The sequence below is a fragment of the Enterococcus columbae DSM 7374 = ATCC 51263 genome (assembly GCF_000406925.1).
Lineage (GTDB): Bacteria > Bacillota > Bacilli > Lactobacillales > Enterococcaceae > Enterococcus_E > Enterococcus_E columbae.
Window position 1 is genome coordinate 313,678 of the sequence record NZ_KE136348.1, and the last position, 12,967, is coordinate 326,644.

The window sequence follows — 12,967 nt, forward strand, 5'->3', positions numbered from 1 at the left end:
CCATTGTCTCCAGCACTTGGGCTAGTTGGTGTACTGCTGCCACTGTCTCCAGTACTTGGGCTAGTCGGCGTGCTACTTCCGTTATCTCCAGTACTTGGGGTGGTTGGTGTACTGCTACCATTGTCTCCAGCACTTGGGCTAGTTGGTGTACTGCTGCCACTGTCTCCAGTGCTTGGGCTAGTCGGTGTGCTGCTGCCACTGTCTCCAGTGCTTGGGCTGGTTGGTGTAGTACCACCATTGTCTTCAGTACTTGGGGTGGTTGGTGTACTGCTGCCACTATCTCCAGTGCTTGGGCTAGTTGGTGTGCTGCTGCCACTATCTCCAGTGCTTGGACTAGTTGGAGACGTTACCGTACCTCCATTATCTTTTGGCACAGTGGTATCTTCACCTTTACTTGGTGTAGGCTCTTCTTTAGCAGGTTCTGTCGGTTGTGTCTCTTGAGTTTTTGCTGGTGCTTGATAAAAGGCAACTCCTTCATCCTTCCAACCAATTGAAACAAGATAATTTTTCTCAGAAACACTAGAGGTAAAGAAATGACCATCAGCTTTTTTAGTATTTGGATTATACAAACGATAAACTGCTTGACCACCTTTATCTTGGAAATAAAAAGCGACCCCTTCCATTTTCCAACCAATGCGAGTTAATTGCTGTTGCTCCACGGCAGATTGTGTAAAGAAGTGTTCTCCTGAATGAGGATTATATAAGCGATAAACAGCTGTCCCACTTTTAGCAGAATCCCCAATAACTCCTTCATATTTCCACCCTAATTTATTTAACAGTTGATATTCATTTTGATCAACTGTCATCAAATGATCGCCAGTATTTGGATTGTATAAGCGATGAATCGCATCTGCATGCGCAATAGTTGGTATTCCAAACAACCCTAACGCTGCCACTAAAAATAATTTTTTACCCCTCATAAAAAACACCTTTCATTATTTTATTTTTAACAAAGGTATTTTAGCATATAAATATAATGAATAAAATATCGTTTTCACAAAAAATATAATTATATAAGACTATAAAAACAACGTTCAAAAACAATAAATCCACCAACAAAATAAAAAACACATATAAAAAGTTTACATTTTCACTAAAATATAAATTACAATTATTGATATTAAAATAATTTATGACTTGTTGGAAACAAAAAAATTCACGCCTCACTTTCTACATTTCATAGAAAGCAAGCGTGATTTTAGCCATTGTTATTTCTGATTATTTCTCATTTGTTGCTTCTAGTTCTTTACCTAGCTCGATAATATAGTCCTTCAATGAATCTTTGACCTCTGGATGCGTCAAACCGTATTGGATACTTGTCTTTAAGAAACCAAACTTATCACCGACATCAAAGCGTTGACCCTTGAATTGATGAGCAAAGACTCGTTGGGTTTGATTTAACGTATCAATCGCATCGGTTAATTGAATCTCACCACCTGCACCAGGCGCTTGATTTTCTAAAATACTGAAAATTTCGGGAGTTAGTAAATAACGACCAATAATAGCTAGATTACTTGGTGCTTCTGCTGGCTTTGGTTTTTCCACAAAATTCTTCACGCTGTATAATCCAGATTTCACTTCTTCTTCCGGCGCAATAATCCCGTACTTATTCGTTTCCTCATGCGGCACTTCCATCACCGCAATCGTGGAAGCATGCGTATCTTCATAATGATCCATCAATTGCTTGGTAAGCGGTGTGGAATCATACATCAAATCATCCCCAAGCATAACCACAAACGGCTCATTGCCCACAAAGACTTTGGCTTGCAGCACGGCATGCCCTAACCCTTTTGGATGAGATTGTCGGATGAAATGCAGATTCACATTGGTTGTTTCTTCAACTAAAGCAAGTAAATCAGACTTGCCTTTTGCTTTTAAGTTTTGTTCTAATTCAATATTGGCATCAAAGTGATCTTCAATCGGACGTTTTGCCTTACCTGTCACAATCAAAATATCTTCAATTCCAGAAGCCAAGGCCTCTTCAACAATAAATTGAATCGTTGGTTTATCCACAATCGGCAGCATTTCCTTAGCCATCGCTTTGGTTGCTGGTAAAAAACGAGTCCCCAGCCCGGCTGCTGGAATAATTGCCTTACGTACTTTTTTCATGTCATTCACTCCTAGAGAATACTGTAACGGTTACATTATACATGAAAAATAACTAGGAATATAGTAATTTTCATTATTATAATGATAGGGGATAGGAATTATCTGATAAAATTGGTTTGCGAAGGTCATTATGGTTATTGTAATAACATCAAAAAGTGATTGTGAATATAAAAAGACAACTATAGGAAAAATTTTATCTTAGTATTATATAGTAACCCCTTATTATTAAGATAATTATCTAATTAAGTAGTTCTTTTAATTCATTTCAAGAAGAGTTATTTATTTTATACAATTCTTTTAATCTAGGAAAATTAAAAATCTTCTACAAGATTATTTTTAAATTCAGAAATTGTTTCATCTATCGAAAGAATTAATCTATTTTTTATTTGAAATTTGACAACTTTACCCAAGTTTTTCGTTTGTAAATCATTTAATAATTTTTCTTTAAATCTCTGTGCAAATTGTAGTTCAGATTGCAAATCAAAAACTACTTCATTTTTATATCGTTTTATTTTAAAAGCTAAATCACTCGCCTTGCTTGGTTCTGAATATATATATTGTTCTACTATATCAGGACAATTTACTAATAACTTGAAAAATCTTGTAGAATCAGTAAGAGAGAAATATTGCTCATCCAGTAATTTAATTAATTCTTTTTTATCATTGATACCATTTTTATTTAACTTAACTAAATCCTCATATTCACGAGGATATTGCTTGGCAAAATTTTCATATGCAAAACTAAAGGATTTATTAATAACAAAATCTAACTCCCTACATTTAGACGCTGCAATTGGATAAATTATACCCATATAGTTGTTATCTTCTAACATAAGCAAATCATGTTGCTCAAAAAATTTAAATAAACAGGCTAGATTTAATATTGTTTCAAAAGGAAGACTATTCAATTTTTGGAAATTTAATATTTGGTTCTGTTTTATTTTAAAATCATAGTCAGTTAATTTTTCAAAATTTTCCAGTTCTTTAATATCATCATTTAATAAAAAAGTATTTTGCCATTCTGTAACATAATTATTTTCCTCATACACTCCTGTAAAAATGTATTGATTGATAGATTGATGATAAAAAATATAATCATTGAAATTTGAATTGTTTGTTTTATGATATCTATCAATAATCAGCTCAACTTTTCTTTTTTCTTGTTTTTTTAATGGGATATAGAGAAAATTCCTGGTTTTACATATTCTTTGTAGACCATTCAACTCATTTTTGAACAGTCTTCCCACCTTTATTTCGTTCGTAATTACAAATATATTCAAAAATAAGCTTTTTTTAATTTTTGTTTTTTGATTATTTTCCAACAAACCAATATTCCTTGAAAGCCTTTGTGTTAAATAACTAAAATCTTCTAAAACACATTGTAAAGTCCTAAGATTTATACTTTTTCCATAGTTCGTAGATTCAAACAAACTTAAAACTGAAATAATCCAGTCAGAATATTTTTCAAAAAATTCATTGCCATGCGATTCAAGTATTTCCTTTATAGTGAGCATATCTATCTTAAATTCAATGGTTTTTCCAATAATTTTTTCCTTCATATTAAAATAAGAATTATTATTAGAATAATAGTCATTATCATTTTTACTCGAGTCATTGACAACATCCATTAATACAGATTCATTAGAAATAATAATTACCTTGCTAGATAATCTTTCTAGTAATTCATTTTGAATAAATCCTAATAAATCACGTATATCGATTTTGTCACTGACTCGTTCCAAGTCATCAATCAAAAAGACTAATGGTAACTCATTTTGATCATACATTGAATCTTGATATACAGAAAATCCTAACTCAGCTGCCTGAAATAAAAATTTGATTTTCTTATCAAATTCAGATAGTGCTTTTATCTTTCCATATTTAGTTCTATATTTTTTAAATTTTGATGTCGGTAAAATAGCGTACTGTTTTTGCATAATTTCTATGCTCAAATCTTTTTTTATTTTATCTATATCATCATATCCATATAATGAAAAATAAATAGCAGCATACTTTTTCTCATTTAAAAATGTTAACAATTTATTCTGTATATAGAAAGTCTTTCCTATCCCCCATGGTCCGTCAATTTGAAAGGCCAATTTATCATTTTGTTCTAAATAGCATTCAACAGCCTCAATTATTCTATCTTTTCTACACTCTGTTATCATATCTAATATTTTACCCTCCTAATCAAAAACATTAATTATGAATATTGATTAATTATTGAACCATTATAATTAAATAATCCTCCTCTAGAAAACCTCATTATATTGGACTTTTATCCGATGCATATTCCCAACCTTTTCGTAAATCCGTTTTCCCACAAACAATGTAGGCAAGCCCCAGATCACTTAAGTTTAGTCCCATAAGCGAGCACCTTCTCTAAAATTTCATTTCGTTGAGTTGCATCAAGTAATGAGAAAAAGCTGAGCTCAATCGCTCCTACTTTACAATGAAGAAATCTCTCGTTTGGGATTCCTTGTTTGAAGTATTGCGTGTCTATTTTGGGTATCTCTAGAGGGACAATGGGTTGTTTCATCATGAAAATTCTCCAATCTTCTGTTTGAATACAGTATAACTGGAGGACTAGATAGATGCGATACACCTCGTTATTGGACGCTTACATCCTATCCAACGCTTACAAAAGAATCTCCAGAGTCGAGTGACTTTGGAGATTTTTAATATACCTCATTATTGGGCGCTTACAGATATCATAGAACCGAAACATTTTCTTTACCAAATATTTCCTCAATATTTCCTCTGATATTCTCTATGCTGTTGGTTTCATAAATCACAGTTAAATTTTTCCTTGCTCTGGAACAAGAAACATATAATAAGTTACGAATCTCCTCAAACACTTTGTCATCATTATTTCTACTATTTCTATAATTTTCAAAAAAATATTTAAAATAGTTACTTTTGCGTGCAAAATGGTCATTCAAAACAACAATAACATTGTCGAATTCTAATCCTTTAGATCCATGTAAAGTATAATATTGAAAGACTTCATCTTTATGTACATCATGAATATAGTTATACCAATTCATAAACTCTGCAAAAGGAAGTTCAAAAAACTCCTCCGTTGCTTCATCTTCTTCAAGCTCTTCATCATTATTGATATATCTTCTAAAAGAAGAATTAATCTCGAGAAAAATGTCTTCCTCTGTAAATCCAACTATATTATTCTTATCATCAAATAATGAAAAAATATTTGCTATAATTATTTTACCTTTTAATTTACAATTTATTTTTACAATTACTTCTTTTATTACTTCCTTAAAAGACTTATTCTCTATCACTATATCTTGAAAACATTGATACATTTCAAAAAAATCTACTAGATTCATTTTTCTGCTATATCCTTCATAATACTTTAAAACATCTCTCAAAAAAACGTTAGGTCTTGTTATTGTATTAATAAAATCAATAAAATTATGAATATTTCTAAAAAATGGATCTATTCTAGTTAAATCTTTATTAAATAATTGTTCATTAATCTTGTTCCAAAATCTTCCCTTGAAACGATTAATATTTTTAAAAAAATTATATAAAGCATTAAAATCATTATACTTGGCTATATATTCATTTTTTGTAATCAAAACAGCAGTATTCTCTTCGGTATCATTCTTAATATATGTACAATTTAAAAAATTATTTAAATCAAATCTTTCACAATAATAAAATCTTACTCTACCTGCATCTAACTCATCTAACTGACTATTTTGAATTAAATTATCATTTCTAATTTTATTTATCACATTAACTATATTTTTACCTGAACGATAATTATACAAACTCTGTATATTCTCTAATTGTGCGATATTAAAATCAGCATTAATTTGCGTACTGTAAATTTTCTGTGATGAATCACCAAAAAAACCTAATAAAAAATTTTTTTCTTTATCAATGGCTTGCGTATTATCAAAAAAACTAAAAAATAAATCAATGACATAATCACTTGCATCTTGATACTCGTCAATAAATATATATGGATATTTATCATAAATTATTTTTTGTAAAATAGGAAATTCTCGAATGATCTTACTAGCATACTCCAAAAGTGTTTGATGGCTTATTTGAAATTTCACTAAATTATCTATATTTTTATTTGAAACATAGCGTATAACAATATTTTTATCATGGATGATATCATATTGTAGTGCTTTTTCATAACTTATTAACTTATTTAAGCTATTAATTAATTTTTTGAAAGTTTTAACATTAGTTAAATACCTTTTTGTCCAAGCAAATCTACCCATTATCTTTCTAAAATCATTTGCATTTTCTAAATAGTGTCTATTATACTTATCAAGAAATCCTTCGTCAGAACTATTTTTGATGAATGATTTTAATTGCTCAAATTCCTTATCATCAGTAACTAGCGAAAAAATAAAATTTTTTTCTTGTTGTATTCTTTCTTCTAATTTTAGTATGTGTTGTTTCTTTAGTAAATATTGTTGTTGTTGAATAAATTCCCAAATAAAACTATGAATAGTTGCTATTTTTACAGAAGAATTTTTACCCAAACGATTTTTAATTTCATCTTTAGCTATATTGGTATAAGTAATACACAATATTCTTTGATTTCTTGATTTCAATAGATTACCTTTTTTAGACAAAATATATTCAATAGCCCTTTGCATGGTTGTAGTCTTTCCTGCCCCTGCTCCGGCTTTAAAACAAAAACTCTTACCTGTATCTATACAGTTTTCTATTGTTTCTAATGAATAGTTTTGATTTGATTTTTGATTTATGTTCATTTCCTACTCGTCCTTAAAACCAAGTTCTTCTAATCCTTTTTTTATATAAATAGGGATTTTAAGCCTAAATTCACTATCGGTACTTAAAAAGAGAATCATGTTCAAAGCAAATTCTCTTTTTTTAGAAGCTAATTTTATTTGTATTTCTCTTGAATGATTCTTAATATTCCCCTTGTATAACTCCTTATCTTTAGGAAGGATTTTAGATAAAATTTTTATTAAGGAATTTTTATTTTCCTCACAATTTGATAAAATAATTGCCTCTTCAAAACTTGTTGCATACTTACCATTTATCTTTCCTTGTGAATATACAGATATATTATTTAGTGGAAAAAATATATAATCCTTAGATTCCTCACTTCCTATCCTATCCTCATTAATATGTTTTTTATCATAACTACTATAAAATGTTTTTAAACTAGAATTTGTAGAATGCATTTCTAAATCTACAAGGCTATCATCAAGATTACTACTTAAGATATTATTTTTTCCAATATCTTTTTTTATATCCAAATCAGTATATATAATTGATTTAATACCCAATAATTTAAGTAATGATGAAAACAAATGGGCATATGCCCCTCCTACTACAAATACTTTGATATGAAGCTTAGATAATTGATCATCTTTGCTTATTAAATATTTTATGTACATTTCTTCAGTAGAACCTTCAACAAAAATAACTGCATCTGCAAAAAATATATCGATAAGCTCTAATGAAACATATTTTGCAATATATTTTCTCATCTTCACATTATCAATCTCCAAATTATCTGTTCTTTTCTTCCTAAGTTCCTCTTGTAATTCTTCATTGTATAAATTTATTATTTGTTTAAAACTTTTAGTATCGTCTTCGTTCTCAAATATTTTATTCCGTCCACTTCTAACATATACTATATTATTAAAGGAGTTTTCTGAACTAATCTTACTGCTTAAAATATAAGATGAGTGTGTTGTGATAACAATCTGAAAAGATTTTTTTAATTCAGTATTACCAATTAATTTATCCATTGCACTGGAAATATTTCTAATAAACAATTCTTGCATTTGTGGATGCATAAAAGTTTCGGGCTCTTCTATACAAAGAATATTAATTGAGCTGTTCAGTTTTTCTTTATCATACATATGAATGTAATCAACTATATTTGCAATGATTACCATTAAATTTGTATATCCCATGCCAAACTGACTCTCAGGAATATAGCTATTATCTTCAACATATTCATAAAGTATCCCATCCGATAAAAGTTTTTCGATTGTGACATTGGGCTGTAAATTCATTTCCAAATTTTTAGCTGATTCAATACTACTTACAGCTTCTTGTATCTTTTCTTTGATTTTCTTATTTGCAATTGTATTGAGTTGAGAATTAATCTCAATTATAAAATTATCAATCTTCTCTAATAAATTTTCACTATTCTCATGCTGATTTTCTGAAGAAGAGTGTTCCATTCTTAGCTTTTTTATGTACGCTTGAACAATTTTATTATATGCTTTAGATAATACTTCATCAGATTTAACTGTATTTGCAGCAATTGTTTTAACATTAAATAGCGAACTTAATGAAAAATTCTTAACCTTAGTATCTGAACCATCTGGATAAACATTCAATGCATAATGATCTCCATTTAATAATTTGACAAACTCTCGAAAAAATTCTTGTTTCCCCTTTTTTTCTTTAGCTTTAGCGGACTTTAGTACTAATTTATCAAGATTATTTTTAAACGCTTTTTCATCTACCAACTCATATTTGAATTTTATTTTGATATCCATATTTTCCAGATTGGTATTTTCATTGATAACCAAAACATCAAAAAAATTAGCATAAATATTCTCATTTTTATCTTCAACACCTATTGTGAGGATAAATTCTATTTCTGGAGTCGCTTCAATATTTAAAGATTGCTCATTTATCGCAGCTTTATACACATTGTTGTCAAACCATGATTTAATATATTGATAATTAAAATCATTTGGCGCAAAGACTGATCGACTTCCACTTTTTAATTTCTCTAATTTAGATAACAATGTAATAATAGTACTTTTGCCAGAATTATTTGCACCAACAATCAACGTAGAATTATTGGATAAGTATTCTTTTATATTTTCTTTACAAGAACTATGAGCAAAAAATATATTTTCCCCACTATCTCCATATTTCCGATAGTTTCTTACGCTTAAACTCTTTAAATACACGTATAACAACTCCCCTACAATCAAAAAACAATTTCAAATTGTTAATACTTCCACTAATATTTTATGTAATAAATTTTTATACTTTATAAACTCACCATCCTTTTTATTTACCTGTAAGATATAGTTCACTTTTCCTAGTACAGATTTTAGGTATTGAGATTTCTCAGCACTATTATACAGATTCTTCATCTTAAAATGATCATTTGGATGATTGAGAATATGATAAATTTCTAGTCTTAAATTATGTCTGTATTTTCTAGGTACTTGAATTTTTTCATTTACTTGAATACCTGTAACAATTTGAGATTGTCCACTTTTCATTACCCTGATTTTTGAATTGTTTAATTTAAAGCCAAATTTATCCAAAAGTTTCTTGACAAATAAAATCACTTTTTTGTAATTAAAGTCACCAGAAAAAGTTAAGTCATCCGCATAGCGAGTATATCTTATTTTTCTCTTTATACAATAGCTACCTAGTTTATTATCGAAATCCTTCAATATGCAATTTGAAATAGTAGGACTGGTACAAGCACCTTGTGGAATTCCTAATCTAACTTCTCCATCATTAATTGTAACTAATTTAGCAAAATACTCTGATATTTCTTCATTAATATTTAATTCAACAAATATCTTATACACTTGACTCCATGAAATCGATGAAAAAAAATCAGCTATATCAAGTTTTAAAACGATTTTTTGATTTTTATGTAACCTAGCGTTAGTGACTATTGACATATTTTTTCTATAAGATTTACAAAACTTACTGATATCAGCTTTAGACAAAACATTTTTATTTATCCAGCATTGCAGTATTTTTAATTGTGCATTTGGTACTCTAATCGTTCTAAATCCCGTTGTTTTTTTAGGAATTAAAAATATATCATATACATATTTTGAATCTAAATCACATAATGTCAAAAAATCCTTTTTGGAAAGGTTACAATCGGTTAATAACTTTTCAATTGTTAAATATTTAACATTCATATCTATACCTGCTTATAAAAAAATGTACTTCCATTACTGATTCATTAGAAATAAATTTTGATTGAGGAACGCTCCTCTACATGCGAAGATACGCTAGTGACGAAATCAACATTTATTTCGTATCGCGAAGCCAAAACTGCCTTCGCGTTCGACAGACATCATCCCAACAATTTGACGAAATCATCAAACTGGATAATTAAAAAAAATAATTATCTATATGCTAATGGAAGTACAATGCTATTATATATTCTTCATTTTTCATGTTCAATATCTTCTAAATTTTATATAGTCACTATATAGATATTCTCTAATACTTGGATGATCAGGATAACTAAATAGTTTTTTCTTGAATTGGTTCACATAGAATATATCTTTTCTATCTGTTTTACTATCTGATAATAATAGTTGCCAATCCTTTTTAATTTCAACTTTCATATTGTCCGTTCCAGCAAGCTGTAGCCAATACCATTGATCAGCTTTTTGTCCAATAAGCTCCCATACTCCTGAAACATTTAAACCATCTAATTGATTATCATCGTCTTTATTCACATCGATTATCTTACCAATTATTTTTTCCATTATTTATTCAACTCCTAAAACTATACATTTCTTTTTGATGAGACAGCTCATCATACAAGATTAGGTTTCACTTCCAATTCCATATCATTAAAAAACGGACTTTTTAAAGCTAGTTCTCCTAATTACAACTATTAATGTCAATTCATAAATAGTTGAATTAGACTATCTATTTTAGTCAACTTGCTTCCATGTGTTCAATTGTTGATAGTTGGCAATTAAAGGCTCTACCTGGAAATGACTGTCCTTGACTGGTAATAAAACTCGCTGTGCTTGCTCAGCAACAAAATAATGCAAATCAAGAATTTGATTAAATTTTTCGATTTCCTCAACAGATAAGCCCTCACCCAAAGAACAATCAGCAAGCGTATGCAAGTCGACAACATATTCACTGTCATGCATGATTCCATTCACATCACCATGAGAAATCAATCGACAAAAATCAAACAACGGACGGAAAGGTTCTTTTAATTAGGAAAGCGATGTGCATAGGCTGCAATAACTAATTCACTAGTGGATAAATTCGTTCTTAATAAATACAAGACATCCACCCAATAGGTTGCAGATTGCACATTTAGTAATTTTTCAGAATTGGCAAATATCTTTTTAACATGATCAATATTGTTATATCCGCCTGTTTCGTGTACCACTACATCATCATAATAACTCATCCAAATCACTCCTCAATATTTTATCGCTTACATTATAGCCTAAAAATAACTAGAAATATAGTATATTTCCACTTTTTCAATCTAATTTTTCTCCTCCTTTGCACACAAAAGTTATTTATGGTATCATATATCCGTTAAATGATAAACAAAACCACAAATAATGATACGAATAAAAATCAAAAGGAGCAATTGGCATGAAAAAATTATCTGCTGCTTTACTGGCTGAGACGTTATTGCATCGACGAAAAGCGTATAACCTTACGCAGGCGCAGTTAGCTGAAAAAACTGGAATGAATCGATTAACGATTGGCCGGATAGAAAATCAAGAGCATGTCCCTTCTATTGAGCAATTAGAACAGCTGAGCGAAGTACTAGATTTTGATCTAACGACTTTATTTGTTAATCAACCAACTGAACCGACAACCACAACGTTACCAAAAGCAACTTATAAGATTGCGATTGCAGGGACTGGTTACGTTGGACTATCCATGGCTGTCTTATTAGCGCAGCATCATCAAGTGACAGCGGTAGATATTATTCCTGAAAAGGTGGAAAAAATTAATCAAAAAATTTCGCCGATTCAAGATGATTACATCGAGCAATATCTAAAAGAGAAACCGTTGCATTTAACTGCTACTTTAGATGCAGAAAGTGCCTATAAGGATGCTGATTTTATTATTATCGCTGCGCCAACCAACTATGATAGTAAGCAAAATTATTTCGATACGAGTGCAGTAGAAACAGTGATTGAACAAGCGCTAGCAGTCAATGACAAGGCTACACTGATTATCAAATCAACGATCCCTGTTGGCTATACCGCAAGTATTCAAAAGAAATATCAGACCAAACGAATTTTGTTTAGTCCGGAATTTCTACGCGAATCAAAAGCGTTATATGATAACTTATATCCTTCTAGAATTATTGTTGGCTGTGATGATGAAAATAAAGAGCAAGCGGAGATTTTCGCTCATTTGTTGCAACAAGGGGCGATTAAACAAGAAATCCCTACCCTATTTATGGGCTTGACGGAAGCTGAAGCAGTAAAACTGTTTGCCAATACTTATCTAGCCTTGCGTGTTTCATATTTCAATGAATTAGACACTTACGCTGAAACCAAGGGCTTAGATACAAAATCCATTATCGAAGGCGTCGGATTAGACCCTAGAATCGGCACTCATTATAATAATCCAAGCTTTGGCTATGGGGGCTATTGCTTACCAAAGGATACGAAGCAATTATTGGCCAATTTCCAAGATATTCCACAAAACATGATGTCTGCGATTGTAGAAAGCAATCGAACAAGAAAAGATTTTATTGCTGATCAGGTGCTTAATTTGGCTGGTTATTATGAAGCCAATAGTAATTGGAATCCGGCAAAAGAAAAAGAAACAATCATTGGTGTTTATCGCCTAACGATGAAGAGCCATTCGGATAATTTCCGTCAAAGCTCCATTCAAGGCGTGATGAAACGAATCAAGGCTAAGGGAGCAAAGGTTATCGTCTTTGAGCCAACCTTAGAAAATGGGACAACCTTCTTTGGCAGTGAAGTAATCAATGATTTGAAGAAATTCAAAAAATTATCGCAAGCTATTATCGCTAATCGCTACGATACTGCTTTAGATGATGTAGCAGAAAAAGTCTATACACGAGATATTTTCAGAAGGGACTAAA

General features: G+C 30.3%; 10 protein-coding genes and 1 pseudogene. 1 reads left to right on the top strand and 10 read right to left on the bottom strand.

All coding sequences use genetic code 11. The features are described from left to right. From RK02_RS11995 to RK02_RS06405, 10 genes and pseudogenes are all read right to left on the bottom strand, one after another. Positions 1-920: pseudogene (locus RK02_RS11995) on the bottom strand (hypothetical protein); the annotation flags it as partial. A 298-nt stretch (positions 921-1,218) separates the two neighbouring features. Further along, positions 1,219-2,109, bottom strand: a complete 891-nt coding sequence (gene galU / locus RK02_RS06365) for a UTP--glucose-1-phosphate uridylyltransferase GalU (RefSeq protein ID WP_016183431.1) — start codon at positions 2,107-2,109, stop codon at positions 1,219-1,221. Between the two features lie 311 nt (positions 2,110-2,420). Further along, complete coding sequence (locus tag RK02_RS06370; RefSeq protein ID WP_016183432.1) at positions 2,421-4,277, bottom strand: P-loop NTPase fold protein; 1,857 nt, start codon at positions 4,275-4,277, stop codon at positions 2,421-2,423. A 179-nt stretch (positions 4,278-4,456) separates the two neighbouring features. Beyond that, complete coding sequence (locus tag RK02_RS12525; RefSeq protein ID WP_016183434.1) at positions 4,457-4,651, bottom strand: hypothetical protein; 195 nt, start codon at positions 4,649-4,651, stop codon at positions 4,457-4,459. Positions 4,652-4,820: 169 nt separating this feature from the next. Next, the gene (locus RK02_RS06380; protein WP_016183435.1) at positions 4,821-6,869 is read right to left on the bottom strand and encodes a UvrD-helicase domain-containing protein; all 2,049 of its coding nucleotides are present in this window, start codon (positions 6,867-6,869) and stop codon (positions 4,821-4,823) included. A 3-nt stretch (positions 6,870-6,872) separates the two neighbouring features. Next, positions 6,873-9,065 (bottom strand): AAA family ATPase, encoded by a 2,193-nt coding sequence (locus RK02_RS06385; protein WP_016183436.1) that lies wholly within the window; start codon positions 9,063-9,065, stop codon positions 6,873-6,875. Positions 9,066-9,098: 33 nt separating this feature from the next. Continuing rightward, complete coding sequence (locus RK02_RS06390; protein ID WP_016183437.1) at positions 9,099-10,049, bottom strand: reverse transcriptase domain-containing protein; 951 nt, start codon at positions 10,047-10,049, stop codon at positions 9,099-9,101. A 264-nt stretch (positions 10,050-10,313) separates the two neighbouring features. Beyond that, entirely contained in the window at positions 10,314-10,628 is a 315-nt protein-coding gene (locus tag RK02_RS06395; protein WP_016183438.1) for a hypothetical protein, read from the bottom strand. A gap of 171 nt (positions 10,629-10,799) precedes the next feature. After that, positions 10,800-11,027 (bottom strand): hypothetical protein, encoded by a 228-nt coding sequence (locus tag RK02_RS06400; protein WP_018451726.1) that lies wholly within the window; start codon positions 11,025-11,027, stop codon positions 10,800-10,802. Positions 11,028-11,092: 65 nt separating this feature from the next. Continuing rightward, the gene (locus RK02_RS06405; RefSeq protein ID WP_016183440.1) at positions 11,093-11,296 is read right to left on the bottom strand and encodes a hypothetical protein; all 204 of its coding nucleotides are present in this window, start codon (positions 11,294-11,296) and stop codon (positions 11,093-11,095) included. A 194-nt stretch (positions 11,297-11,490) separates the two neighbouring features. Here RK02_RS06405 and RK02_RS06410 point away from each other — a divergent pair, with 194 nt between their 5' ends. Continuing rightward, complete coding sequence (locus tag RK02_RS06410) at positions 11,491-12,966, top strand: nucleotide sugar dehydrogenase (protein ID WP_016183441.1); 1,476 nt, start codon at positions 11,491-11,493, stop codon at positions 12,964-12,966. The last annotated feature ends 1 nt before the right edge of the window (position 12,967 follow it).